The organism is Bradyrhizobium hipponense (assembly GCF_008123965.1).
Classification (GTDB): Bacteria; Pseudomonadota; Alphaproteobacteria; order Rhizobiales; family Xanthobacteraceae; genus Bradyrhizobium; species Bradyrhizobium hipponense.
The window spans coordinates 52,105-77,855 of the sequence record NZ_VSTH01000059.1 but is presented as its reverse complement, the minus strand read 5'-3'; the positions used below and the strand labels follow the sequence as shown (position 1 = coordinate 77,855).

Below are 25,751 nucleotides of genomic sequence, written 5' to 3'. Positions count from 1 at the left end.
GCGGCAGGAGATGTCGACCGGATGCTCGCGGATAATGACCACGATCTCGACAATGGCCCGCGGACCGAAAGGTCCGCGACCATGCGGATGTGCGCGGTCAGCCGCGAGGTCAAGCCGATCGACGAGCTAATCCGCTTCGTCGTCTCGCCGGAAGGGCAGATAGTTCCCGATCTCAAGCGCAAGCTGCCCGGGCGCGGCATGTGGCTATCGGCCTCGCGGCAGACGGTTGCGGAAGCCGTCCGTCGTCACCAATTTAGCAAGGCCTTCAAGCGCGAGCTTCGAACGCCTCAGACGCTTCCCGCCGACATCGAGACGCTCCTGGTTCGGAGCGTGATGGAAGCCCTTGGGATCGCCGCCAAGGCGGGCCAGATCGTAGCCGGTTTCGGCAAGGTCGAGAGCGCCCTGCGGGAAGGCACGGTCGAGGTCCTGATCCACGCTAGCGACGGGGCCGCGGACGGAATCCGCAAATTGGACACGCTGGCGCGTCAAAATGCCGGAAATCGCGGTACCAAGCCGCAGATTCCCGTCATCACCGCGCTGAAATCGATAGAATTGGATTTGGCACTTACCCGGTCAAATGTGATACATGCTGCGCTGCTCGCGGGCCCGGCGAGCCGGTCATTCCTGTCACGTAGCCAGATGCTGGTCCGATACCGGATGGCGGACGATGACAAGACGGCCGAAAAGCGCGGCCAGGATTTCTGAGAGACAACGACCACCCGATAGGACGGTGCGGCAACGCACAACGTTAACAAAGATCAGGATTAGGACTGCTGAATGGTTGATACCAAGACCCCTGGCGACAAGAAGCTGAGCGTTCCGAGCAAGACGCTATCGCTCAAGCCGCGCGTCGAAACGGGCACCGTGCGCCAGAGCTTCAGCCACGGCCGCAGCAAGCAGGTCGTGGTCGAAAAGCGCGGCAAGCGCCGGATCGGCGACGGCCCCGAGCCGCAGGCACCCGAGATTGCGAAGCCGGCACCGGCCGCGCCCGCTGCGGCACCGCGTCCTGTGCCGAAGGCTGCTCCGCCGCGCAACGCCGGTTCCGGCGTGGTGCTGCGGACCCTGACCGAGGACGAGCGTTCGGCGCGTGCCAGCGCGCTCGCCGATGCCAAGGTGCGTGAAGTCGAGGAGCGCCGCCAGGCCGAAGAGGAAGCCCAGCGCCGCGCCATCCGCGAAAGCGCCGAGCGCGTCGAGCGCGACGCCGCTGAAGCCCGCCGCAAGGCCGAGGAAGAACGTCACCGCCACGAAGAGGAGGCCAAGCGCAAGGCCGAAACCGAGGCCAAGAAGCGTTTTGGCGAGGGCGAGCAGTCTCCGTCTGCCGCGCGCGCTGCGACAGCCGCGCCGGCCACCAGTGCACCGCGCTCCGCGCCGACCACGTCGCGACCTGCGACGACCACAGCCCGACCGGCCGCGACGACCGCTCAGCGGCCGGCGGGTGCGCCGGGTCGCGCCCCCGGCGTTGCAGCCGGGCCGGACGAGGATGATGGTCCGCGCCAGATCCGTCGCGGCCCCGGAGGCGCCATGCGTCCCGTGGCAGCCCCCAAGACCACCCACAAGCCGGGTCCGCAGAAGGAGCGCGGCCGCCTGACGCTCGTCACCGCGCTCAGCGCCGGCGACGTGCGCGAGCGCTCGATCGCGTCGTTCCGCCGCCGCACCCAGCGCCTGAAAGGTCACGTCTCGAACGAGCCGAAGGAAAAGCTGGTCCGCGAGGTGGTCATTCCGGAAGCGATCGCCATCCAGGAACTCGCCAACCGCATGTCCGAGCGCGCGGTCGACGTCATCCGCATGCTGATGAAGCAGGGCGCGATGCACAAGATCACGGACGTGATCGATGCCGACACCGCGCAGCTCATCGCCGAGGAACTCGGCCATACGGTCAAGCGCGTGGCGGCATCCGACGTCGAAGAAGGCTTGTTCGATGCCATCGACGATTCCAATGACACCGAGCCGCGCTCGCCGGTGGTGACCGTGATGGGCCACGTCGACCACGGCAAGACCTCGCTGCTCGACGCGCTCCGTCATGCCAATGTGGTCTCCGGCGAAGCCGGCGGCATCACCCAGCATATCGGCGCCTATCAGGTGCTGTCGCCGGAAAGCGGCAAGAAGATCACCTTCATCGACACCCCCGGCCACGCCGCGTTCACAGCGATGCGCGCCCGCGGCGCCAAGGTCACCGACATCGTCGTGCTGGTGGTTGCGGCCGATGACGGCGTGATGCCGCAGACGGTCGAAGCCATCAACCACGCCAAGGCGGCGCGGGTGCCGATCATCGTTGCCATCAACAAGATCGACAAGCCTGATGCGAAGGCCGAGCGCGTGCGCACCGAGCTGCTCCAGCACGAGGTTCAAGTCGAATCCTTCGGCGGCGATGTCGTCGACGTCGAGGTGTCGGCCAAGAACAAGACCAATCTCGACAAGCTGCTCGAAATGATCGCGCTGCAGGCCGACATCCTCGACCTGAAGACCAATTCGGAGCGCCCGGCCGAAGGCACCGTGATCGAGGCCAAGCTCGACCGCGGCCGCGGCCCGGTCGCGACCGTGCTGGTCCAGCGCGGCACGCTTCGTGTCGGCGACATCATCGTCGCCGGCGCCGAGATGGGCCGTGTCCGCGCGCTGATCTCGGATCAAGGCGAGACGGTGCACGAAGCAGGTCCGTCGGTGCCGGTCGAGGTGCTCGGCTTCAACGGTCCGCCGGAAGCCGGCGATCGTCTCGCGGTGGTCGAGAACGAAGCCCGCGCCCGCCAGGTCACCAGCTATCGCGCGCACCAGAAGCGCGAGAATGCGGCTGCCTCGATCTCCGGCATGCGCGGCTCGCTCGAGCAGATGATGTCGCAACTGAAGACCGCGGGCCGCAAGGAATTCCCGCTGATCATCAAGGCCGACGTGCAGGGCTCGCTGGAAGCGATCCTCGGCTCGCTGGAGAAGCTCGGCACCGACGAAGTCGCCGCCCGCATCCTGCATGCCGGCGTCGGCGGCATCTCGGAATCCGACGTGACGCTCGCGGAAGGCTTCAACGCCGCGATCATCGGCTTCTCGGTCCGTGCCAACAAGGAGGCCGCCGCGGCCGCCAAGCGCAACGGCATCGAGATCCGCTACTACAACATCATCTACGACCTCGTGGATGACGTGAAGAAGGCGATGAGCGGCCTGCTCGCGCCGACCTTGCGCGAAACCATGCTCGGCAATGCCTCCATCCTGGAGATCTTCAACATCTCCAAGGTCGGCAAGGTCGCCGGCTGCCGCGTCACCGACGGTACCGTGGAACGCGGCGCCAACGTGCGCCTGATCCGCGACAACGTCGTCGTGCACGAAGGCAAGCTGTCGACGCTGAAGCGCTTCAAGGACGAAGTGAAGGAAGTCCAGTCCGGCCAGGAATGCGGCATGGCCTTCGAGAACTACCACGATATGCGCGCCGGTGACGTGATCGAGTGTTACCGCGTGGAGACGATCCAGCGCTCCCTGTAAGTCCAAATCTTACCGAAGCGCCCGGATCTTTTTGAACTGAAATTGCGAGAACGCGATGGCCGGATTTATTCCGGCCATCCGCGCCTCATTCGTTTCCAACCGGACAAATGACAGTACCCGTGCCGCAAACGCGGACATGACGAGGTGATTTTCGAACAATGCCCCGCCACCATCAGAGGAAAAGTTCCGCGCCAGGCGGAGGCTCGCAGCGTCAGTTGCGCGTCGGCGAGCAGGTTCGCCACGCGATAGCCGATATTCTGGCGCAAGGCAGCGTGCATGATGCGGACCTCGAAGGCCACATCATCACCGTGCCGGAGGTGCGGATGTCGCCCGACCTGAAGCTCGCAACGGTCTACGTGATGCCGCTCGGTGGCCGCGACACCGGGATCGTCATCGCTGCGCTCGAACGCAACAAGAAGTTCCTGCGCGGCGAGGTTGCGCGGCGCGTTAACCTGAAATTTGCACCTGACCTTCGCTTCCGCGTCGACGAACGATTCGACGAAGCGGAACGGATCGAGAAGCTTTTGCGAACGCCTGCGGTGCAGAAGGACCTGGAACAGGATCCGGACTCGGATCGGGAAGAAGAACGATGATGATGGACCCGGCTCACGGCATGATCGACGGCGAAGAGCCCGATTCGCGCGACGTGCAGAAAAATAATTTCGCGGACGTGGGCGGCGATACCCATCCGCATCAGGAGCCGCGCCGCGTCAACAACGATCCTCGCGCGGGCAAGCAGAAGGGCAATCAACCGCGCCGCGACCGGCGCGATGTCCACGGCTGGGTCGTGCTGGACAAGCCGATCGGCATGACCTCGACGCAGGCCGTCGCCGTGCTCAAGCGCCTGTTCCAGGCCAAGCGCGCCGGCCATGCCGGCACACTCGATCCGCTGGCCTCCGGCGGCCTGCCGATCGCTCTTGGGGAAGCCACCAAGACAGTTCCCTTCGTCATGGACGGCCGCAAGCGCTATCGCTTCACCGTATGCTGGGGCGAGGAGCGCGACACCGACGACATCGAGGGCCGGGTCACCCACACCTCCGACCAGCGTCCGAGCCGGGAGGCCATCGAGGCCCTGCTGCCCCGCTTCACCGGGGTGATCGAGCAGGTCCCGCCGCGCTATTCCGCGATCAAGGTCCAGGGTGAGCGCGCCTATGATCTTGCCCGCGACGGCGAGATCGTCGAGCTGGCCCCCCGCCCGGTCGAGATTCACCATTTATCCCTTGTGGATCAACCAGATAGCGACCGCTCCACGTTCGAGGCCGAGTGCGGCAAGGGCACCTATGTCCGCGCGCTGGCCCGCGATATGGGCCGGATTCTCGGTACTTATGGCCATATCTGCGCGCTGCGGCGGACCCTGGTCGGCCCATTCGGCGAGAACGACATGATTCCGCTGGATCAGTTGGAGGCTTTGTGCGATAGAGCCGCGTCCGGCGAGGGTAGCCTCGCCGACGCGCTTATGCCCGTTGAGACCGCGCTGGACGACATCCCGGCACTGGCCGTCACTCGGGCTGATGCGGCAAGGCTCCACCGGGGCCAAGCCGTTTTGTTGCGCGGACGGGATGCGCCCAATTGTAGCGGCACAGTCTATGTCACGGTGGCAGGCCGGCTTCTCGCGCTTGCTGAAGTTGGCAATGGCGAAATCATCCCCAAGCGTGTGTTCAACCTGACCGGCCTGACTGCCAGCTCCGGTCGCAACGAAAGAAATTGACGATGTCGATTGCCGCAGAACGCAAAGCGGAAGTCATCAAGACGAATGCCACCAAGGCCGGCGACACCGGCTCGCCCGAAGTTCAGGTCGCGATCCTTTCGGAACGCATCAACAACCTCACGAGCCATTTCAAGACCCACGTGAAGGACAACCATTCGCGTCGCGGCCTCTTGAAGCTGGTCTCGACCCGCCGCTCGCTCCTCGACTATGTGAAGAAGCGGGACGAGGCGCGCTACAAGGCGCTGCTCGAGAAGCACAACATTCGTCGTTAAGTGTTCCTGCGCGCGCCAAACGGCGCGCGTTTTCACGCGTGGTTTCGAACGAAAGCGCTTGTTTAAAGGTTTTTGATCGAGGCTACGTGCGCGTCGGGTGCGAGCCAATGATGATTCGCATCCCGGGGCATGACCAGCGAAGACCGCGGTTCGGTATTCGCGTTCGTGCCGACTGACAGTCCAGCAGCAATCCGGCGGCTGGGCACAACGGGCAAGGCGCCCGTATGACCCGAAAGGATGGACGCCATCCGAATTCCAAAAACCATGGCAGGATCGCAGGACGCTGATCGCCCGCTCCGATCAGCGTCCCGCAATCTTGCGCATGGTTTTTGTTTTTCGGGGCCGTCCCTTCTTTCGAGAACCCATGAAAGAAGACCTCTATGTTCAATAAGCATTCAGTCGAGATCGACTGGGGCGGACGCCCTCTCAAGCTCGAAACCGGCAAGATCGCACGCCAGGCCGACGGCGCTGTCGTCGCCACCTATGGCGAGACCGTGGTGCTCGCCACCGTCGTCGCGGCGAAATCGCCGCGCGAAGGCGTCGACTTCCTGCCGCTGACCGTCGACTACCAGGAAAAGACCTACGCTGCGGGCCGCATTCCCGGCGGCTATTTCAAGCGCGAGGGCCGTCCGACCGAGAAGGAGACGCTGGTCTCCCGCCTGATCGACCGTCCGATCCGCCCGCTGTTCGTCGACGGCTGGCGCAACGAGACCCAGGTGATCGTCACCGTGCTGTCGCACGACATGGAAAACGATCCCGATATCGTGGCGCTGGTGGCGTCGTCGGCAGCGCTGACCCTGTCGGGTGCCCCCTTCAAGGGCCCGATCGGCGCAGCGCGCGTCGGTTTCGTCAATGACGAATACGTGCTCAACCCGACCCTCGACGAGATGGTCGACACCCAGCTCGACCTGGTCGTCGCCGGCACCGCCGACGCGGTGCTGATGGTGGAATCGGAAGCCAAGGAGCTGAACGAAGACATCATGCTCGGCGCGGTGATGTTCGGCCACCGCCACTTCCAGCCGGTGATCAACGCGATCATCGATCTCGCCGAGAAGGCCGCGAAGGAGCCGCGCGAGGTCACCACGATCGACAATTCGGCGCTCGAAAAGGAAATGCTCGGCCTCGTCGAGCAGGAACTGCGCGCCGCCTACGCCATTCCGGTCAAGCAGGATCGCTACGCTGCGGTCGGCAAGGTCAAGGAAAAGGTGATCGCCCATTATTTCCCTGAAGGGCAGGAGCCGAAATACGACAAGCTGCGCATTGGCGGCGTGTTCAAGGAGCTCGAAGCCAAGATCGTTCGCTGGAACATCCTCGACACCGGCAAGCGCATCGACGGCCGCGACTCCAAGACGGTGCGCAACATCGTCGCCGAAGTCGGCGTGCTGCCCCGCGCCCACGGCTCGGCGCTGTTCACCCGCGGCGAGACCCAGGCGATGGTCGTGACCACGCTCGGCACCGGCGAGGACGAGCAGTACATCGACGCGCTGTCGGGAACGTACAAAGAGACGTTCCTGCTGCACTACAACTTCCCTCCCTACTCGGTCGGCGAGACCGGTCGCCTCGGCGGCACCAAGCGTCGCGAGATCGGCCATGGCAAGCTCGCCTGGCGCGCGATCCACCCGGTGCTGCCGCCGCATCACGAGTTCCCCTACACGATCCGCGTGGTCTCCGAGATCACCGAATCCAACGGCTCCTCGTCGATGGCTTCGGTCTGCGGCGCCTCGCTCGCGCTGATGGACGCCGGCGTGCCGTTGAAGCGGCCGACCGCGGGCATCGCGATGGGCCTGATCCTCGAAGACAAGCGCTTCGCGGTTCTCTCGGACATCCTCGGTGACGAGGACCATCTCGGCGACATGGACTTCAAGGTGGCCGGCACCGAGCAGGGCATCACCTCGCTCCAGATGGACATCAAGATCGAGGGCATCACCGAGGAGATCATGAAGGTCGCGCTCGGCCAGGCCAAGGATGGTCGTATCCACATCCTCGGCGAAATGTCGAAGGCGCTCACCAACGCGCGCGCCGAGCTCGGCGAATATGCGCCGCGCATCGAGACTTTCAAGATTCCGACCGACAAGATCCGCGAAGTGATCGGCACCGGCGGCAAGGTGATCCGCGAGATCGTCGAGAAGACCGGCGCCAAGGTCAACATCGAGGACGATGGCACCGTGAAGGTCGCCTCCAGCGACGGCGAGGCGATGAAGGCCGCGATCAAGTGGATCAAGTCGATCGCGTCCGAGCCGGAAGTCGGCCAGATCTACGAAGGCACCGTCGTCAAGGTGATGGAGTTCGGCGCCTTTGTGAACTTCTTCGGCTCCAAGGACGGCCTCGTTCACATCAGCCAGCTCGCTTCGGCGCGCGTGCAGAAGACCTCCGACGTCGTCAAGGAAGGCGACAAAGTCAAGGTCAAGCTGCTCGGCTTTGACGACCGCGGCAAGACCCGGCTGTCGATGAAGGTGGTCGACCAGACCACCGGCGAAGATCTCGAGGCCAAGGAAAAGGCCGCCGAAGGTCAGCAGGCTTCGCGCGAAGCGGCTGGCGAGTAAGTCTCGCTCAACATTGGAAACACGAAGGGCGGCCGAAAGGCCGCCCTTTTTGTTGTGCGCTCGCCCTGGGCGAAGTGCGCTCCCTCTCCCGCTTGCGGGAGAGGGCCGGGGAGAGGGTGCTTCCGCAGAGAGACTCCCAACGAGGTGAGAGCCCTCACCCGCGCCTTCGGCGCGACCTCTCCCGCAAGCGGGAGAGGTGAAGGACCTCACGCGGCGAGGTCGAACCGGTCGAGGTTCATCACCTTGGTCCAGGCCCTGGCGAAGTCCTGCACGAACTGCTCCTTGGAGTCCGAGGTGGCATAGACCTCGGCATAGGCGCGAAGCTGCGAGTGCGAGCCGAAGATCAGGTCGACGCGCGTGCCGGTCCACTTGACCGCGTTGGTCTTGCGGTCGCGTGCCTCGTAGGTGCCGTCAGTGCCGGCCGGCGCCCATTGCGTGCTCATGCCGAGCAGATTGACGAAGAAGTCGTTGCTCAGCGTTCCCACCTTCGAGGTGAACACGCCGTGCTTCGAACCGTCCGTATTGGCACCGAGCACGCGCAGGCCGCCGACGAGCACGGTCAGCTCGGGCCCGGTGAGCCTCAGGAGTTGCGCGCGATCGATCAAGGCCTCTTCGGGCATCATGAACTGCTGCCGCTTGCCGATGTAGTTGCGGAAACCATCGGCGCGCGGCTCCAGCGGCGCAAAGGAAGCTGCGTCGGTCTGCTCCTGCGAGGCATCCATGCGGCCCGGCGTGAACGCGACCTTCACCTCGACGCCGGCGTCCTTCGCGGCCTTCTCGACCGCGGCGGTGCCGCCGAGGACGATCAGGTCGGCAAGCGAGATCTTCTTCGCGCCGGCCGAAGCGTTGAACTCCTTCTGGATCGCTTCGAGCTTGCCCAAAACCTTCGAGAGCTGAGCCGGCTGGTTGACCTCCCAGTCCTTCTGCGGCGCAAGCCGGATACGCGCGCCATTGGCGCCGCCGCGCTTGTCGGAGCCGCGGAACGTCGAGGCCGACGCCCAGGCCGTCGACACCAGCTCCGGCACCGAGAGGCCCGAGGCCAGGATCTTCGTCTTGAGCGCGGCGATGTCCTGGTCGCTGGCCAGCTCGTGATCCACGGCCGGAATCGGATCCTGCCAGATCAGCGTCTCCTTCGGCACCAGCGGGCCGAGATAGCGCGCGATCGGTCCCATGTCGCGGTGGGTGAGCTTGAACCAGGCGCGAGCGAAAGCGTCCGCGAGCTGATCGGGATTCTCCAGGAAGCGCCGCGAGATCTTCTCATAAACCGGATCGAAGCGCAGCGAGAGATCGGTGGTCAGCATCGTCGGCCGATGCTTCTTGGACTTGTCGAAGGCATCCGGAATGATTGCCTCGGCGCCCTTGGCCGTCCACTGGTGCGCGCCCCCCGGGCTCTTGGTCAGCTCCCATTCGTACTTGAACAGGTTCTCGAGGAAGTTGTTGCTCCACTTCGTCGGCGTCGTCGTCCACGTTACTTCGATGCCACTGGTGATGGCGTCACCTGCCAGGCCCGAAGCGTGCTTGCTCTTCCAGCCGAGGCCCTGATCCTCGATCGCCCCCGCTTCCGGCTCCGGTCCGACCAGCGACGGATCGCCCGCGCCATGGGTCTTGCCGAAGCTGTGGCCGCCGGCGATCAGCGCGACGGTTTCCTCGTCGTTCATCGCCATGCGGAAGAAGGTCTCGCGGATGTCCTTTGCCGCCGCGATCGGATCCGGCTTGCCGTTCGGGCCTTCCGGATTGACGTAGATCAGGCCCATCTGCACGGCGCCCAGCGGCTCTGCGAGCTGGCGCTCGCCGCTGTAGCGCTCATCGCCGAGCCACGTGCCTTCCGGACCCCAATAAAGCTCTTCCGGCTCCCACACATCGGCGCGGCCACCAGCGAAACCGAAAGTCTTGAAGCCCATCGACTCCAGCGCGACGTTGCCGGCGAGAACCATCAGGTCGGCCCAGGAGAGCTTGCGGCCATATTTCTGCTTGATCGGCCACAGCAGCCGGCGTGCCTTGTCCAGGTTGGCGTTGTCGGGCCAGCTGTTGAGCGGCGCAAAGCGCTGCTGACCGGCACCGGCGCCGCCGCGGCCATCGGTGATGCGGTAGGTGCCGGCGCTGTGCCAGGCCATGCGGATCATCAGACCGCCGTAATGGCCAAAGTCGGCCGGCCACCACTCCTGCGACTCCGTCATCAGGGCGGTCAGGTCCTTGATGACCGCGTTCAGGTCGAGCGTCTTGAATTCCTTGGCATAGTCGAATTCCTTGCCCATCGGATCGGACAGGCCAGAATTCCTATGCAGCATGTCGATGCTGAGCTGGCTCGGCCACCAGTCGCGGTTCGTCGGCGCGGGTTTTCCGCCCGTAAACGGGCATTTTGAAGTGTCGTCCATGAATACCTCCTCTGGTGGCGTCGAACTCGCGCCTTTGACCAGATAGAGGCACTCTAAGCTCCGCATTCCATCAGGGGAAGTTGACTTTAATGATCGCTGCGATAGGATTTTCTGATGGTCGTCAACGTAACGATGCGCCAGCTCCGGTATTTCGATGCGCTGGCGCGCCACAACCATTTCGGCCGCGCGGCGGAGGCCTGCTCCATCTCGCAGCCGGCCCTGTCGATGCAGATCAAGGAGCTCGAGGAGGCGCTCGGCGGCCTGCTGCTGGAGCGCAGTGCCCGGCAGGTGGCGCTGACCCGGTTCGGCGAAGAGCTCGCGCCGCGGGTCCGCGACATCCTGCGCTCGGTCGATGAACTCGGCGATTTCGCGCGCGCCTCGCAGGACCGGTTCGCAGGGCGCCTGCGCATCGGCATGATCCCGACGATCGCGCCCTATCTCCTGCCCAAGATCACCAAGAATCTCACCCGTATGCATCCCGAGCTCGACATCCGCGTGCGCGAGACGATGACGCCGCGGCTGATCCAGGAGCTGGTGGAAGGCCGGCTCGACACCGCCATCGTTGCGCTGCCGGTGTCCGAGCCCTCTCTCACCGAGGTCGCGCTGTTTGATGAGAAGTTCCTGCTGGTCCGGCCGGGCGCGGACGAGGGAACGCCGGTGCCGTCGCGCGAGATGATGCGCGAGATGCGGCTATTGCTGCTCGAGGAAGGGCACTGCTTCCGCGATCAGGCGCTCTCGTTCTGCAATATGCAATCGGCGCCGCCACGGGAGATGCTGGATGCGAATTCACTGTCGACGCTGGTGCAGATGGTCAGCGCCGGCATCGGCGTTACGCTGATTCCGGAGATGGCCGTGCCGGTGGAGACGCGATCGGCCTCGGTCTCGCTCGCGCGCTTCCGCGACCCGCAGCCCTCGCGCACCATTGGCATGGTGTGGCGCAAGACCAGCCCGCTGGCGCGACAGCTCCTGCAAATCTCCGAGGTGGTGTGCCTCTCGGCCGGCAAGGTGCGCGCACCTCTACCCGTGCGCGGCCAGCGGGTTTGAGACTCCGATGTCGCATCCCATGATCCGACCTGCCCGCGCTGACGAATATGACGAGGTCGCCCGCGTCTGGATGGAGAGTTGGGTCTCGACCGGGCTCGCTGAAGCGAGCGACTTCCTGCTCGCGAACCTGCGCGCGCGCATCCGTCGCGAGATCGAGGACGGCTGGAGCCTGTTCGTCGCCGACGACGACGGCACGATCGCCGCCATGCTGGCGCTACATCTGCCAAGGCTCTATCTCGACATGCTTTTCGTCGCGCCCGCCTATCAGGGTCAATCGCTCGGCCGGCAATTGCTCGCCTTCACGCGCGCGCAAATGCCGGATGAAATTTATCTGCGCTGCGTGCGCGAAAACGAAAAAGCCTGGCGCTGGTACGAGCGCGAGGGCTTTGTGTTCCAGAAGGAAGAGGTCGAACCCTCGAACGGGTTTGTGATGAAATATTATCGGTGGAAGCGGCAGCGGCCGACCGGATAGACAGCGATTTCCGACTGCAGCTTGCGGTTGTCACGATCCCAACCTAGTGTGGCGTGTCCGATGACCTCTTGCCTCTGATCCCTGGAATCCATGATTCGATCTGCTGCCTCGGTGCTCGTCCTGCTGTGCTTTCTCACTTCGGCAGCCGCGCAAACCCCTTCCTCGACCGCCCCGCCATCCGCTCAAGCTGCACCGGCGAAACCGGTTGCCAAGAGGTCGGCGCCGAAGGCCAAACCGGTTGCGAAGCAACCGGTCGCGGCGGAGAGCGGCCCTTGCCGGCTTGGCGTGATCTCGGTGATCGGAAACCATTACTCCGTACAGAAATTTGGTCTTACGATCTTCGAGAATGAGGCAAGCGAGGTCCCAGTCGACTGGGGCCTCGATGACCTTGTCTTTGCGCGGGTGCGCGCGGCAACGAACAACGATCCCGCAGTGCGCAGGATCGCCTATCCCAAGGGCGTCTTCGAGCCCTTCTATAATCCGAAAACGATCCTCATCCGAGATCCCGGAGAGCGTCTGCCGGTGATCGTGCGCAGCTTCACTGCGAATGCGAATTGCGATCGCTATCTTGTTGCAACCACGTTCAAGGCGGAGTTGCCGAACACGCATATGACGCTGAATGGCATCGGCACCTACAATCAGGGGCTCGGCGGCCTGCTCCGGCACTCCCACCTTTTCGCCAATGTTGCGATCACGCTGATTGACGGCCGGAGCTACGAGGAGATCAAGCGCCCCTTTGTGAATTTCGGCGCGAACTTCGCCGCAAGCATGCGACTGACCGAAGACCCGCTGACCAAGCTCGACAACTCTCTATTCCCTGACCCGCCCGCGGCGGCTTCGGCCAACGCGGCGCTCCGCGAGAGGACGCGAGCACTCGTCGCAGACAGGCTCGACCGGGGCCTGCCGGGCTATCTCAAGGAAGACTGAGCTGGAGCATTGATTCCGGACGAAGCCGCCGAGATTCCAGCGCGCGGAGAAGATCGCGGCGTGCTAGGGCAATTGTCGTAGGGTGGACAAAGCGAAGCATGCCCACCTACCGTCTCGCCAGTGTTGAGAGATGGTGGGCACGTCGCTTGCGCTCCTTTGCCCACCCTACCGAGTCGGTCTATTCCGACTACAGATCCTCCGGTTTCGGCATCAAAACAATGTTGTAGCCGGAATCGACATAATGGATCTCGCCGGTCACGCCGCCGGAAAGATCCGACAGCAGATACAGCGCCGAGCCGCCGAGTTCGTCGAGCGTAACGCCGCGGCGGAGCGGCGAGTGCTTCTGCTGGAACGCGAACATCGCGCGCGCCTCGCCGATGCCGGAGCCGGCGAGCGTGCGCACGGGGCCTGCCGAGATCGCGTTGACGCGGATGCCGCGCGGTCCGAAATCCGCGGCGAGATAGCGCACGGAGGCTTCCAGCGCTGCCTTGGCGACGCCCATCACGTTGTAGTTCGGCATCGCGCGCATCGAGGCGCCGTAGGTCAGCGTGATCATGCTGCCGCCCTGCGGCATCTGCTCGGCGGCGCGCTTGGCCACTTCCGTGAACGAAAAGCAGGAGATCACCATGGTGCGCGAAAAATTCTCGCGGCTGGTGTCGGCGTAGCGGCCCTTCAGCTCGTTCTTGTCGGCAAAGCCGATGGCGTGGATCACGAAGTCGAGCCGGCTCCATTTCTCGCGGAGCACATCGAATGTGGCGTCGACACTGGCGATGTCCTCGACGTCGCAGGGCAGCACCAATTCCACACCGAGCTGCTCCGCCAGCGGCTTGACGCGCTTGCCGAGGGCTTCGCCCTGGAAGGTGAAGGCAAGCTCGGCGCCATGGGCATGCAGCGTCTTCGCCATGCCCCAGGCGATCGAATGATCATTGGCAATGCCCATGATCAGACCACGCTTGCCCTTCATTAATTCCTGCATTGCAGCCGTCGCTCCCATTTTCGACGTCATCGCCCGCGCAGGCGGGCGATCCAGTATTCCAGAGACGATCGTGATAGATCGAAAAGCCGCGGCGTACTGGATGCCCCGCCTTCGCGGGGCATGACAAAGTGCCGCGTCACACGTCCAGCCGGCTGAACACCAGCGTGGCGTTGGTGCCGCCGAAGCCGAAGGAGTTCGACAGCACGGTGCCGATCTTGACGTTATCGATGCGCTTGCGCACGATCGGCATGTCGGCGAACACGGGATCGAGCTCCTGGATGTGCGCGCTCTCGCAGATGAAGCCGTTGTTCATCATCAGCAGCGAGTAGATCGCCTCCTGCACGCCGGTGGCGCCCAGCGAATGGCCGGTCAGCGCCTTGGTCGCCGAGATCGGCGGGCACTTCTCGCCGGTGCCGAACACCCGTCGGAGCGCTTCGATCTCCGGCGGATCGCCGGCTGGGGTCGAGGTGGCGTGCGGGTTGATGTAGTTGACCTTGGTCTTCACCGTCGACATCGCCATGCGCATGCAGCGCTCGGCGCCTTCGCCGGAGGGCGCAACCATGTCGTAACCGTCGGACGTGGCGCCGTAGCCGACGATCTCGCCGTAGATGCGGGCGCCGCGCGCCTTGGCATGCTCGAGCTCTTCCAACACCAGCACCCCGGCGCCGCCGGCGATGACGAAGCCGTCGCGGTTGATGTCGTAGGGGCGCGAGGCGGTGGCGGGGGTGTCATTGTATTTCGACGACATCGCGCCCATCGCGTCGAACAGCACCGACAGCGACCAGTCGAGCTCTTCGCAGCCGCCGGCGAAGATGATGTCCTGCTTGCCGATCTGGATCGTCTCGTAGGCGTTGCCGACGCAATGGTTCGACGTCGCGCAGGCAGAGGAGATCGAATAGTTCACGCCCTTGATCTTGAACCAGGTCGCGAGCGTCGCCGACGCCGTCGACGACATCGCCTTCGGCACCGCAAACGGTCCGACCCGCTTCGGCCCCTTGGTGCGGGTGATGTCGGCGGCTTCGACGATGGTGCGGGCCGAGGGACCACCGGAGCCCATGATGATGCCGGTGCGGACGTTGGAGACTTCGTCGGGTCCGAGACCGGAATCCTGGATCGCCTGCTCCATCGCGATGTGATTCCACGCCGCACCCTGGCCGAGGAAGCGCATCGCGCGCCGGTCGATCACCGTCGAAGGATCGAGCGTCGGCTCGCCCTGGACCTGGGAGCGGAAGCCGAGCTCGGCGTATTTCTCCGCCCGCGAGATGCCTGACTTCGCCTCGTGAAGGCTCGCAAGCACTTCCTGGGTGTTGTTTCCGATGGAGGAGACAATGCCCATCCCGGTGACCACAACCCGCCTCATGACAGCCTCGCCTTAATCGTTGTCTTCTTCGTGATGCGCTCAGCCCAAGCTCGTGCCCTGCTTGAACAGGCCGACCTTCAAATCCTTCGCGCGATAGATAATCTGGTCGTCGACCGAAAGCCATCCATCGGCGATCCCGAGCACCAGCTTTGAACGCATCACCCGCTTCATATCGACATTGTACACAACCTTGCGGGCCTCGGGCAGCACCTGGCCGCCGAACTTCAGCTCGTTCAGGCCAAGCGCGCGGCCGCGACCTTCGCCGCCAACCCAGCCCAGATAAAAGCCGACCATTTGCCACAGCGCGTCGAGGCCAAGGCAGCCGGGCATCACCGGATCGTTCTTGAAGTGGCAGCCGAAGAACCAGAGATCGGGCTTCACGTCGAGCTCAGCGCGCACCAGCCCCTTGCCGAATTCGCCGCCGGTCTCGTTAATGTCCGTGATGCGGTCGAACATGAGCATCGGCGGCAGCGGCAATTGTGCATTGCCGGGGCCGAACATCTCGCCGCGACCACATGCCAGCAAGTCTTCATATTCGTAGCCATTGCGCCTGTTCAACATGCGGAAGCCTCTGTGTTCTAACCCGATTGAGCGGCGTTTCTGGCGAAAATGGGCTCCGTCTTGTTCGGAAAGCAACGCCGATTGCCGTCGTCAGGCGCGAATACCGAGGGCCCGGATGGACCTGCGGGCCTCAATGCCTGGCTGCGCCAAAATCGGCTAAGCGGAACCGCGCGCTCTCTAACACAGGCCTTTTCGGGTGGCAAAGCGGTCTCATGAAGGTAAAATAACGAGGGCCGCGCCCGGTTCCTTGCTCATTAGAACCACTCTAGTTGCGAGAAACTTGCATCTGCATCTATCTCTCCATATATTGCAGGATAGATAGTGCTCACGCGTGCTCGAATTTGGAAATGAACGAAAACAACGCGCCCCATCACGACGACGACGGCCATGCGGCGGCCCTTCTGTCCGGCCGCCAGCCGGCCCTGACGGGCTGCCCCTGGCATGACGTCAACGAAATGCTCCAGTCCGCCGGCCTTCGTCCGACGCGGCAAAGGATGGCGCTCGGCTGGCTGCTGTTCGGCAAGGGTGCCCGCCACCTCACGGCTGAAATGCTCTACGAGGAAGCGACGCTGGCCAAGGTCCCGGTCTCGCTTGCGACGGTCTACAACACGCTGAACCAGCTCACCGATGCAGGCCTGCTGCGTCAGGTCAGCGTCGACGGCACCAAGACCTATTTTGACACCAACGTCACCACCCACCACCACTATTACCTCGAGAACAGCCACGAGCTGGTCGACATCGAGGACCCGCATCTTGAGCTGTCGAAGATGCCGGAGGTGCCCGCGGGCTACGAGATCGCGCGCATCGATATGGTCGTGCGCCTGCGCAAGAAGCGCTGAGGTTTCCTAATTCAGAGGGAGATCGTCGTGGCCGGGCTCGTCCCGGCCATATTTATTGACGGCGTCAGTTCACCGGCTCGTCGGCATAGACGCCCCAGAGGCGTTCCTGCTGGATCCAGCCGTCGAAGCCGTTGCCGGTGACGCGGCACCAGTTTGCGCTGCACCTTTTCACCTGCGTGACGACTCCGGCCTGGAGCTTTGCTGCAATCGCACTCTCGGCATCAGCCCGGTCGTAGATCGGCGCGAGCTCGTCCTTCTGCTTCATGGTCACGACCGCGGTGCGGCGGCCCGACAGCAGCGAGTGATAGACCCAACCTTCGGCGCCTTCGGAATCGCGCACCCGGCGCCAGTTCTCGAACTCGGCGGTAATTTCGACCGGCAGGCCGGCGCGGGTATAGACCCAGGCCACGTCATTGTCCTTGGTCGGGCCGGCACGGACGTTGACGTGATCCGACTTGAGGCTGACATAACGCGGCACCGGCAGGCCGCTGGCGGTCTGCGGCGTGTTGTCCTTGGCCGAATGCCCGGGGCTGACCGAGGCGCTCAACCAGCCGCAAACGAGCGCCATCACCGCGCAAAAACGCCCCAACGCCATCAACCCGTCTCCTGTCGAGGACCGGCCAAGCCGGATCCTCACCCCAAGTCCAAACCCTGCCGCGCACCCCTTCGTCCTGCCCCACGCGGGTGTTCCCGAAGCCCGGCCCGTGGTTCTTGTCTTGGCCCGGCCTTCTGCTAGAGAGGACGGACGCTTGAACAACCAGTTTGCCCCGATTTTCCGGCCGGAAATGTCGGGGGAGCTTGAAGGAAACGCCGGGGACGACGCGGCAAGGGCAGTGTCGAACAACCGGGTTAATGAGGCCTGAACGGCCGGCCTTTGGCGACAGAGGCGGCTTGCGACGCCTGATGAGAGCAGGACATGTCGGTGAAGAAAAAGCCCCTCGTCGTCGTGACGCGCAAGTTGCCGGATTCGATCGAGACCCGGATGCGCGAGCTGTTCGACGCGCGGATCAATCTCGACGACGCGCCGATGTCGGCCGAGCAGCTCGCCGAAGCCGCGCGCGGCGCCGACGTGCTGGTTCCGACGGTCACCGACCACATCACCGCCGACATCGTCAATCAGCCCGACTGCAAGCTGCGGCTGATCGCGAATTTCGGCAACGGCGTCGACAACATCGATGTCGAGGCCGCGCACGCCCGCGGCATTACCGTCACCAATACGCCGAAGGTTTTGACCGAAGACACCGCCGACATGACCATGGCGCTGATCCTGGCCGTGCCGCGCCGGCTGATCGAAGGCGCTTCCGTCCTCACGGAGGGCAAGCCCTGGGCCGGCTGGTCGCCGACCTGGATGCTCGGCCATCGCATCGGCGGCAAGCGCCTCGGCATCATTGGCATGGGCCGCATCGGCCAGGCGGTGGCGCGCCGCGCCCGCGCCTTCGGCTTGCAGATCCACTATCACAACCGCCGGCCCGTGGCGCCGAAGATCGCCGAAGAGCTTGGCGCGACCTATTGGGAAAGCCTCGACCAGATGCTGGCGCGGATGGACATCATCTCGGTGAACTGTCCGCACACGCCGGCGACCTATCATCTGCTCTCGGCGCGACGGCTGAAGCTGATCCGGAAAGATGCCTACATCGTCAACACCGCGCGCGGCGAGGTCACCGACGAGGACACGCTGATCAAGCTGATCGAAGCCGGTGACATCGGCGGTGCCGGCCTCGACGTCTACGAGCACGAGCCCGCGGTCAACCCGAAGCTGGTGCGGCTCGCCAGGGCCGGCAAGGTGGCGCTGCTGCCACACATGGGCTCGGCCACGATCGAGGGTCGTGTCGAGATGGGCGAGAAGGTGATCATCAACATCCGCACCTTCCTCGATGCCCACAAGCCGCCGGATCGCGTGCTGCCGAGCATGCTCTGACTCCCAAGCTCTCCTTCCTCGTCCTGCGGAGCGCGGAACGCGCGTCTTGAAGGATGAAAGGCCGAGCTGCACCAGCGAGGCCTGCATGGTTCGAGACGCGCGCAAGGGCGCGCTCCTCACCATGAGGGTCTGGGGTCCCGACGCGTTTCGCTTGCGCCAGCTCGCGACGAAATCGATGAAGGCGGCGCGTAGCGCCGGCGGCACCTGGCGGCGGCTCGGATAGTAGGAGAACGGTCCCGGAAACGGCTCGCATCAGTCTTCGAACGCGCGCCGCGTAGCATCTGCGATCAGGTGCGATGGGCGCTGAGATCGGTCACGACCGGCCCATCGCCGTTGAGCGGATTGGCCGGATCGCGCGCGTAGCGCAAGGTCTCGAAGCGCATCGCGCGCGCATCGATCATCAGGAGGCGGCCGACGAGGCCGTCGCCAAAGCCGACGATCTCGCGGATCGCCTCCAGCGCCATCATCGAACCCATCACGCCCGCGAGCGCACCCATGACGCCGGCCTCCGCGCAGGCCGGCACCGTGCCCGGCGGCGGCGCCTCCGGAAACAGGCAGCGGTAGGTCGGGTTGAACACACCCTCGTCGTTCTTTTCATGCGCGCGAATCGTCGTCAGCGAACCATCGAATGTGCCGAGCGCGGCGGTGATGAGGGGCCGCTTGGCGAAGAAGCAGGCGTCTGAGGCCAGATAGCGCGTCGAGAAATTGTCGGAGCCGTCGAGCACAAGATCGTAGTCGCCGATCAGCGAGAGCGCGTTGTCGGCGTTGAGCCAGGTGGCGTGGCCGACAAAGCGCACATGCGGATTGAGCGCGGTGATCCGTTCGGCGGCGCTCTCGACTTTATGCCGGCCGATGTCGGGCGTCGTATGGATGACCTGGCGCTGAAGGTTGGACAGCGACACCACGTCGTCATCGACCACGCCGAGGGTGCCGACGCCGGCAGCGGCCAGATACATCAGGGCCGGCGCACCGAGACCTCCGGCGCCGATCACCAGCACGGATGCCCGCTTCAGCGCGGCCTGGCCAGGGCCACCGACATCGCGCAGCACGATATGGCGGGCATAGCGTTCGAGTTCGTCCGGGCTCAGCATCGTCATCCTTTCAGGTGCCTACCCTCATGGTGAGGAGGCGCGAAGCGCCGTCTCGAACCATGAAGGCCCCCGTTGCAACAGCTTGGCCTTCATCCTTCGAGACGCGCGCGAAGAGCGCGCTCCTCAGGATGAGGAGTCAGCTACCTTTCCCTGGCCTGAACCACCTCAACATTGTTCGCGACCAACGAGATGTGCTTCAATGGCTGCACGTTCAATGGTCTATTTGCAATGGGCTGGCTGGATTTGTCATGAGATCGATGCTTGCGGCAACACTGTTGTTCGCGACTGCCGCAGGCGCGAACGCCCAGATGACGACGTCACAGGTCTCCAGCACCAGGCCGAGGACGGTCCAGACCGTTCCGATCCGCCCGCCCGCACTTCAGACGCCGTCGGAGACCGCCGACGCCATGGCGCAGGCGGAACGCCTGTCGCTGCAATCCGACCTCGCCTGGGTCGGCCAATATAACGGCGCCATCTCCGGCGACGTCAGCGCGCGCATGGTCGACGCGATCAAGGAATACCAGAAGGCCAAGGGCGGCAAGCCGACCGGGGTGCTCAATCCGCAGGAGCGCGCCGCGCTCGCCGAGACGGCGCGCCGGAAGCAGGACGGCGTCGGCTGGAAGATCGTGATGGAGCCGACCAGCGGCGCCCGGCTCGGCATCCCCGGCAAGCTGGTGCCGCAGCAGGCGACCGATGCCAACGGCTCGAAATGGACATCGCAGACCGGAACGGTGCAAGTGCTGCTCAGCCGCCGCAAGGAGGCGAACCCGACCACGGCCAAGCTCGCGGAAACTGAGAAGAAGGAGCCCCCCGGACGCAAGGTCGACTACACCGTGGTGAAGCCGGACTTCTTCGTGCTGTCGGGCCTCCAGGGCCTGAAGAAATTCTACCTGCGCGGCACCTTCAAAGGCGACGAGGTCCGCATCATGACCATCCTCTACGATCAGGCGACCGAGAACACGGTCGAGCCGGTCGTGATCGCGATGTCGAGCGCGTTCAACGCATTTCCGGCAGGACCGCAGGCCGGACCGGCGCCGCGCAAGAGCGTCGAATACGGAACCGGCATCGTCGTCAGCGACGACGGCGCGATCGTCACTGACCGCCTTGTCACCGACAGCTGCCTCGCGATCACGGTCGGTGGCTATGGCAATGCCGACCGTCTCGCCGAAGACAAGGAGCACGATCTGGCGCTGCTGCACATCTACGGCGCGCGCGGCCTGAAGCCGCTCGGTCTCGCCGGTGGCGGGGCCAAGACGAACGTCGATGTCATCGGCATCGCGGATCCGCAAAGCCAGGGCGGCGCGGCCGGCGTCTCAAGTGTCAGGTCCGCGCTGGCGCCGGTGACGAGCAACGATTCCGCACTGTCTCCGCCACCGGCCGTGGGGTTTTCCGGCAGCCCGGCGATCGACGGCGACGGCAAGTTTGCCGGCATCGCGCTGCTGAAGCCGGCGATGGTCGCGGGTCCCGCGACATCGGTCCCTGCGTCACAAGCGGTGATGGTGTCCGCGGAAACGGTGCGCGACTTCCTGAAAGCGAACGATGTCATGGCGAACGGCACGTCGACCGATGCAAAGGCCGCCGTGGTGCGCGTGATCTGCGTGCGCAAGTAGGCCAAGGGCAGCATCCCTAATTCCCCGCACCCTTGGGTGGTAACGAGCACGCCCACGTACGACTACGGGTCCAGTAGTGGTACGGATTCGCCGTCATTCCCTATTCCGCCATCATCTTTAGCGTTGATTCGGACATCCGCGGTCCCCTTGGACTGGGCAGGGCACGTCCTGAGCGAGAAGAGCTCAGCATCGAGAAGCGATGCACGTTCGCGTGGCGTTACCCAGAGACCCGAGCGCTCCAAAGGATTCATCTTCCATGCACACGATCGTACTGGCCACCCAAAAGGGCGGCAGTGGCAAGAGCACGCTCGTCGTCGGCCTCGCGCTGGCAGCCAAGCAGGCCGGCTTCACCGTTCGCCTGATCGAGACCGACCTGCAGGGTACCCTGTCCAACTGGCGGCGCCGCCGCACCGCGGATGATCTCGTCGTCGAGCCGATTTATCATGCCATCGACATCGAACCGCGTCTGAAGATGCTGGCCGACAGCGGCCTGCAGCTTGCGATCATCGACACCGCGGCCGGCCTCAGCGCCGCCACCACCGCCGCGATCCGCCATTGCGACCTTTGCCTGATCCCGGCCCGGCCGAGCGTCGCCGACATCGAGGCGACCGCTTCGACGCTCAGCGTCGCGCGCGCCTGGAAGCGGCCCTATAGCTTCGTGCTGAACCAGACCCCGATCCGCGGTCAACGTATCGACAACGCGGCCAACACGCTCGCCGAGGAAGCGGCGCACGATCTGACTGAGGTGCTCGCGCGCCCGCTGATCGTGATGCGCAACGACCACCAGGACTCGCTCGCAGCCGGCCTCGCCGTCAGCGAATTCGCACCGAACAGCAAGTCGGCGGACGAGGTCCGCGGCCTCTGGCAGTGGATCGAGACCCGTCTCGAGCTCGCCGCCACGACCAATGTCCGGAGCGACCAGGTCGTCACGGCCACGGACGGCATGCTGCACGCTGCCGAGCTCTCGTCAGACAAGACCACGATACTGGCGTCCTGAGCGGGGCAATCGCTCAGACGGCAGCCGGGCTCTTCACCATCCGATCGAAGAGCCTCAGCGACGAAGCAATCCGGCCACCAGCCCGGCCGGATTGCTTTGATTCGCGCCTTTCGGAGGCTTCATCCATCTCGTCATTGCGAGCGCAGCGAAGTAATCCAGACTCCTTCCGCGGAGAGATCCTGGATTGCTTCGTCGCAAGGGCTCCTCGCAATGACGGTTGTGGTCAGCTTACCGTCCTTGTCGAATTCGACGCCTCTCGGCCGCTCGCCAGCTCTCACTTCTGACATTTCGCGCACCAGAAGGTCGATCGCCCATTCTGGGTGAAGCGCTTGATCGTGCCGCCACAGCATGGCGTCTTGCAGGTCTCGCCTTCGCGGTCGTAGACCTTGAACGCGTGCTGGAAATAGCCGAGCTCGCCCGAGGTCTGGCGATGGTCGCGAAGTGAGGAGCCGCCGGCCTTGATGGCGTCGTTCAGCACGGTGTGGATCGCGCCAACCAATCGCTTCGCATGGTCGGTCGGCTCGCCCTTCTTGGTCGACAGCGTGGCGGCAATCCGGCGCGGCGACAGATGCGAGCGGTGCAGGGCTTCGCAGACATAGATGTTGCCGAGACCGGCCACCACGCGCTGGTCGAGCAGCGCGGCCTTCAGGCTCGTGGTCTTCCCTGCGCACGACCCCGCCAGCATCGCCGCATCGAACGCGTTGCCGAGAGGCTCGGGACCGAGCCCGCGCAGTAGCGGCTCCTCGTCGAGCGCGTTGCGCGCAATCACTTTCATGTAACCGAAGCGGCGCGGATCGTTGAAGACGATGTCGGCACCCGAGGACATCCGAAACAACACGTGGTCATGCGTGGAGTCCTTGGCCCGCGGATAGTGAAACTCGCCAGGCGCCGCATCGTTGTCCGACTTGATGACGCGGAACGAGCCTGACATGCCCAGATGCATCAACAGCACGTCGCCTGAAGCGAGATCGGCCATGAGATATTTTGCACGGCGGCCGAGCCCGGTGACGAGCTGCCCCTGGAGCCGGGCCACGAAGTCCGGCTGAAAGGGAAAGCGCAGATCCGGCCGCCGGGCCTCCGCGACGAGGATCTTTGCACCTTCCATGACGGGCTGCAGGCCGCGGCGGACGGTCTCGACTTCGGGCAATTCAGGCATGGTCAGGCATTCACCTTATGAGGGCGGTGTGATAGCGCCATTGCGGCGGGCGCGCTATGGTCCGCCTCGTGGAGTAGAGTAATGGATCGGCCGGGCGAAACCACGCATTTTGGCTTCAGGGACGTTCCCTTGGGGGACAAGCAGACGCTGGTGAACGATGTGTTTCACAGCGTGGCTTCGCGCTATGATTTGATGAACGACTTGATGTCCGCTGGCCTGCACCGGGTCTGGAAGGACATCATGATCAACGCGCTCGATCCGCCCAGAAGCGAGCGGCCGTTCGCGTTGCTCGATGTCGCCGGCGGCACCGGCGACATCTCGTTCCGGGCCGCCAAGGCGGCCGGCTCCGGCTTCCATGCCACCGTTTGCGACATCAATTCCGGGATGCTGGCCGTGGGTCGCGAGCGCGCCGCCAAGCGGCATCTCGAGACCCAGGTCGATTTCGTCGAGGGCAATGCCGAAGCGCTCGCCTTCGCCGATCGCAGCTTCGATGCATATACGATCGCTTTCGGCATCCGCAACGTGCCGCAGATCGACCTTGCGCTGCGCGAGGCCTATCGTGTGCTGAAGCCCGGCAGCCGATTCCTGTGCCTGGAGTTCTCCACCGTCGAGATGCCCGGCCTCGACAAGCTTTACGATCTGTTCTCGTTCAAGGTGATCCCGCCGCTCGGCCGCATGGTGACCGGCGACGCCGAATCCTATCAGTATCTCGTCGAGTCGATCCGCAAGTTTCCAAAGCCCCACGCCTTCGCCGACATGATCCGCAACGCCGGTTTCGCCCGCGTGGGCTGGCAGACGTTGACCGGCGGCATCGTTGCACTGCATTCGGGCTGGCGTTTGTGATCTCTGCAATTACCCACACTGCGCGCCTGATGCGCGCTGCGTTCGTGTTTGCGCGCGAAGGCGTGTTCGGCTCCGTCGATCCGAGCCTGGTGCCGCCGCCAGGGCAGCTCGCGCTGAAGGTTGCGCGCCTTATTGAACGGCGCGGTCCCAAGCAAGGACCGCGGCTGTCGCGTGCGCTGACCCGGATGGGCCCGGCCTATCTCAAGCTCGGGCAATTCCTGGCGACACGTCCCGACGTGGTCGGCGTCATCATGGCGCGCGACCTCGAAAGCCTCCAGGATCGCCTGCCGCCATTCCCGCAAGCCGACGCGGAAGCCGCGATCGCGGCTTCGCTGGAGCGTCCGCTGACGGACGCATTCGCGAGCCTCGGCCCGCCGGTTGCGGCCGCCTCGATCGCACAAGTGCATCGCGCTGAAGTCTGGCGCGACGGCATCCGCAAACCGGTCGCCGTGAAAGTGCTGCGCCCCAACGTGGCCTCGCGCTTCCGGCGCGACCTCTCCGATTTCTTCTTCGTCGCGCACAAGGCCGAATCTTACTCGTCCGAAGCGCGGCGCCTGCGCCTCATCGAGGTCATCAACACCATGTCGCGCTCGGTCGCGATGGAGATGGACCTGCGGCTCGAGGCCGCCGCGCTGTCGGAGATGGCGGAGAACACGCGCGACGATCCCGACTTCCGCATACCGACCGTCGACTGGGACCGCACCACGCATAACGTGCTGACGATGGAGTGGATCGACGGCATCGCGCTGAATGATCACAAGCGTCTGGCAGAGGCGCAGGTCGACCTGCCCGATCTCGGCCGCAAGATCATCCAGAGCTTTCTGCGCCACGCGTTGCGCGACGGCTTCTTCCATGCCGACATGCATCCGGGCAATCTGTTCCTGGATGATACGGGCCGGCTCGTCGCGGTCGATTTCGGCATCATGGGCCGGCTCGGCATGAAGGAGCGGCGCTTCCTCGCCGAAATCCTGCTCGGCTTCATCACCCGTGACTATCGCCGCGTGGCGGAGGTGCATTTCGAGGCGGGCTACGTGCCCGCGCATCATTCGGTCGAGAATTTCGCGCAAGCCATCCGCGCCATCGGCGAGCCGATCCACAACCGCACCGCCGAAGAGATCTCGATGGCGCGGCTGCTGACGCTGCTGCTCGAGGTCACCGGCCTGTTCGACATGACTACAAGGCCGGAGCTGATCCTGCTGCAGAAGACCATGGTGGTGGTCGAGGGCGTGGCGCGCGGCTTCGATCCCAAGCTCGACATCTGGAAGATCGCCGACCCGGTGGTGCGCGAATGGATCGAGCGCAATCTCGGTCCGCTCGGCCGGGTCCAGGGTGCGATTTCCGGCACCGGCGACCTCGCGCGCGTGCTGATGCGGCTTCCCGACATCGCGCAGCGCTCGGTCGTGGTGCTCGAGCAATTGGAGACCATGACGCGCGAGGGTCTGCGGCTGTCGCCGGAGAGCATCGCCGCGATGGGGCGCAGCGAGGGCCGCAAGAACCGCTGGCGCACCGTGGCGCTCTGGATCATCGCCGCGACGTTCATCGGCATCCTGATTGCCGTCCGGAATCTATGATTGCATTGCAATCACGCGGCTGA

23 protein-coding genes are annotated in these 25,751 nt (G+C 64.5%); 16 read left to right on the top strand and 7 right to left on the bottom strand.

Annotation, left to right across the window (positions count from 1 at the left end):
• Positions 1 to 21 precede the first annotated feature (21 nt).
• The 6 genes from FXV83_RS19575 (at position 22) to pnp (ending at position 7,988) form a co-directional block, all read left to right on the top strand.
• Positions 22 to 705: an RNA-binding protein gene (locus tag FXV83_RS19575; protein ID WP_148741031.1), complete on the top strand. Its 684-nt coding sequence runs from the start codon at positions 22 to 24 to the stop codon at positions 703 to 705.
• A gap of 72 nt (positions 706 to 777) precedes the next feature.
• The gene (gene infB, locus FXV83_RS19570) at positions 778 to 3,465 is read left to right on the top strand and encodes a translation initiation factor IF-2 (RefSeq protein ID WP_148741030.1); all 2,688 of its coding nucleotides are present in this window, start codon (positions 778 to 780) and stop codon (positions 3,463 to 3,465) included.
• Positions 3,466 to 3,623: 158 nt separating this feature from the next.
• Positions 3,624 to 4,058, top strand: coding sequence for a 30S ribosome-binding factor RbfA (gene rbfA / locus FXV83_RS19565; protein WP_148741029.1), 435 nt, complete (start codon positions 3,624 to 3,626; stop codon positions 4,056 to 4,058).
• Positions 4,055 to 5,173: a tRNA pseudouridine(55) synthase TruB gene (truB, locus tag FXV83_RS19560; protein ID WP_187436012.1), complete on the top strand. Its 1,119-nt coding sequence runs from the start codon at positions 4,055 to 4,057 to the stop codon at positions 5,171 to 5,173. Before rbfA ends, truB begins: the two co-directional genes overlap by 4 nt.
• 2 nt (positions 5,174 to 5,175) lie before the next feature.
• Entirely contained in the window at positions 5,176 to 5,445 is a 270-nt protein-coding gene (rpsO, locus tag FXV83_RS19555; RefSeq protein ID WP_148741028.1) for a 30S ribosomal protein S15, read from the top strand.
• Positions 5,446 to 5,825: 380 nt separating this feature from the next.
• Entirely contained in the window at positions 5,826 to 7,988 is a 2,163-nt protein-coding gene (pnp, locus tag FXV83_RS19550) for a polyribonucleotide nucleotidyltransferase (RefSeq protein WP_148741027.1), read from the top strand.
• A 206-nt stretch (positions 7,989 to 8,194) separates the two neighbouring features.
• Here the strand turns inward: pnp and katG are convergent, their stop codons facing one another.
• Positions 8,195 to 10,363, bottom strand: a complete 2,169-nt coding sequence (gene katG, locus FXV83_RS19540; protein WP_187436011.1) for a catalase/peroxidase HPI — start codon at positions 10,361 to 10,363, stop codon at positions 8,195 to 8,197.
• Between the two features lie 114 nt (positions 10,364 to 10,477).
• Between katG and FXV83_RS19535 the strand changes: the two genes are divergently transcribed.
• The 3 genes from FXV83_RS19535 (at position 10,478) to FXV83_RS19525 (ending at position 12,806) form a co-directional block, all read left to right on the top strand.
• Positions 10,478 to 11,407 (top strand): hydrogen peroxide-inducible genes activator, encoded by a 930-nt coding sequence (locus FXV83_RS19535; RefSeq protein ID WP_148741024.1) that lies wholly within the window; start codon positions 10,478 to 10,480, stop codon positions 11,405 to 11,407.
• Positions 11,408 to 11,414: 7 nt separating this feature from the next.
• The gene (locus FXV83_RS19530) at positions 11,415 to 11,879 is read left to right on the top strand and encodes a GNAT family N-acetyltransferase (RefSeq protein WP_148741023.1); all 465 of its coding nucleotides are present in this window, start codon (positions 11,415 to 11,417) and stop codon (positions 11,877 to 11,879) included.
• Between the two features lie 90 nt (positions 11,880 to 11,969).
• Positions 11,970 to 12,806: a hypothetical protein gene (locus FXV83_RS19525; RefSeq protein WP_148741022.1), complete on the top strand. Its 837-nt coding sequence runs from the start codon at positions 11,970 to 11,972 to the stop codon at positions 12,804 to 12,806.
• 187 nt (positions 12,807 to 12,993) lie between these two features.
• Here FXV83_RS19525 and fabI read toward each other — a convergent pair whose 3' ends face one another.
• The 3 genes from fabI to fabA all read right to left on the bottom strand — a co-directional run bounded on the left by fabI (position 12,994) and on the right by fabA (position 15,703).
• Positions 12,994 to 13,782: an enoyl-ACP reductase FabI gene (gene fabI, locus FXV83_RS19520; protein WP_148741021.1), complete on the bottom strand. Its 789-nt coding sequence runs from the start codon at positions 13,780 to 13,782 to the stop codon at positions 12,994 to 12,996.
• A 136-nt stretch (positions 13,783 to 13,918) separates the two neighbouring features.
• Entirely contained in the window at positions 13,919 to 15,142 is a 1,224-nt protein-coding gene (fabB, locus tag FXV83_RS19510; protein WP_148741020.1) for a beta-ketoacyl-ACP synthase I, read from the bottom strand.
• 39 nt (positions 15,143 to 15,181) lie between these two features.
• Complete coding sequence (gene fabA / locus FXV83_RS19505; RefSeq protein WP_148741019.1) at positions 15,182 to 15,703, bottom strand: bifunctional 3-hydroxydecanoyl-ACP dehydratase/trans-2-decenoyl-ACP isomerase; 522 nt, start codon at positions 15,701 to 15,703, stop codon at positions 15,182 to 15,184.
• A gap of 347 nt (positions 15,704 to 16,050) precedes the next feature.
• Here fabA and irrA point away from each other — a divergent pair, with 347 nt between their 5' ends.
• Complete coding sequence (gene irrA / locus FXV83_RS19500) at positions 16,051 to 16,542, top strand: iron response transcriptional regulator IrrA (protein WP_148741018.1); 492 nt, start codon at positions 16,051 to 16,053, stop codon at positions 16,540 to 16,542.
• A 64-nt stretch (positions 16,543 to 16,606) separates the two neighbouring features.
• On the opposite strand, the gene FXV83_RS19495 is transcribed toward irrA, so the two are convergent.
• Positions 16,607 to 17,137, bottom strand: a complete 531-nt coding sequence (locus FXV83_RS19495) for an SH3 domain-containing protein (protein ID WP_148741017.1) — start codon at positions 17,135 to 17,137, stop codon at positions 16,607 to 16,609.
• A 321-nt stretch (positions 17,138 to 17,458) separates the two neighbouring features.
• Between FXV83_RS19495 and FXV83_RS19490 the strand changes: the two genes are divergently transcribed.
• Together FXV83_RS19490 and FXV83_RS42850 are read left to right on the top strand one after the other, a co-directional pair.
• On the top strand, positions 17,459 to 18,460 hold the full coding sequence (locus FXV83_RS19490) for a 2-hydroxyacid dehydrogenase (RefSeq protein WP_148741016.1): 1,002 nt from the start codon (positions 17,459 to 17,461) through the stop codon (positions 18,458 to 18,460).
• A gap of 85 nt (positions 18,461 to 18,545) precedes the next feature.
• Positions 18,546 to 18,683, top strand: a complete 138-nt coding sequence (locus tag FXV83_RS42850; RefSeq protein WP_187436010.1) for a hypothetical protein — start codon at positions 18,546 to 18,548, stop codon at positions 18,681 to 18,683.
• A gap of 64 nt (positions 18,684 to 18,747) precedes the next feature.
• Here FXV83_RS42850 and FXV83_RS19485 read toward each other — a convergent pair whose 3' ends face one another.
• On the bottom strand, positions 18,748 to 19,551 hold the full coding sequence (locus FXV83_RS19485) for a HesA/MoeB/ThiF family protein (RefSeq protein ID WP_148741046.1): 804 nt from the start codon (positions 19,549 to 19,551) through the stop codon (positions 18,748 to 18,750).
• A gap of 248 nt (positions 19,552 to 19,799) precedes the next feature.
• Here FXV83_RS19485 and FXV83_RS19480 point away from each other — a divergent pair, with 248 nt between their 5' ends.
• Complete coding sequence (locus FXV83_RS19480; RefSeq protein WP_148741015.1) at positions 19,800 to 21,161, top strand: serine protease; 1,362 nt, start codon at positions 19,800 to 19,802, stop codon at positions 21,159 to 21,161.
• Positions 21,162 to 21,417: 256 nt separating this feature from the next.
• A complete protein-coding gene (locus tag FXV83_RS19475) occupies positions 21,418 to 22,158 on the top strand; it encodes a ParA family protein (protein WP_148741014.1) in 741 nt (246 codons plus the stop codon).
• A 274-nt stretch (positions 22,159 to 22,432) separates the two neighbouring features.
• On the opposite strand, the gene mutM is transcribed toward FXV83_RS19475, so the two are convergent.
• Positions 22,433 to 23,314, bottom strand: a complete 882-nt coding sequence (gene mutM / locus FXV83_RS19470) for a bifunctional DNA-formamidopyrimidine glycosylase/DNA-(apurinic or apyrimidinic site) lyase (RefSeq protein ID WP_148741013.1) — start codon at positions 23,312 to 23,314, stop codon at positions 22,433 to 22,435.
• Between the two features lie 81 nt (positions 23,315 to 23,395).
• Here mutM and ubiE point away from each other — a divergent pair, with 81 nt between their 5' ends.
• The gene (gene ubiE / locus FXV83_RS19465) at positions 23,396 to 24,157 is read left to right on the top strand and encodes a bifunctional demethylmenaquinone methyltransferase/2-methoxy-6-polyprenyl-1,4-benzoquinol methylase UbiE (RefSeq protein WP_148741012.1); all 762 of its coding nucleotides are present in this window, start codon (positions 23,396 to 23,398) and stop codon (positions 24,155 to 24,157) included.
• Positions 24,154 to 25,728: a 2-polyprenylphenol 6-hydroxylase gene (ubiB, locus tag FXV83_RS19460; protein WP_148741011.1), complete on the top strand. Its 1,575-nt coding sequence runs from the start codon at positions 24,154 to 24,156 to the stop codon at positions 25,726 to 25,728. The genes ubiE and ubiB overlap by 4 nt, the downstream gene beginning before the upstream one ends.
• Positions 25,729 to 25,751: the final 23 nt, after the last annotated feature.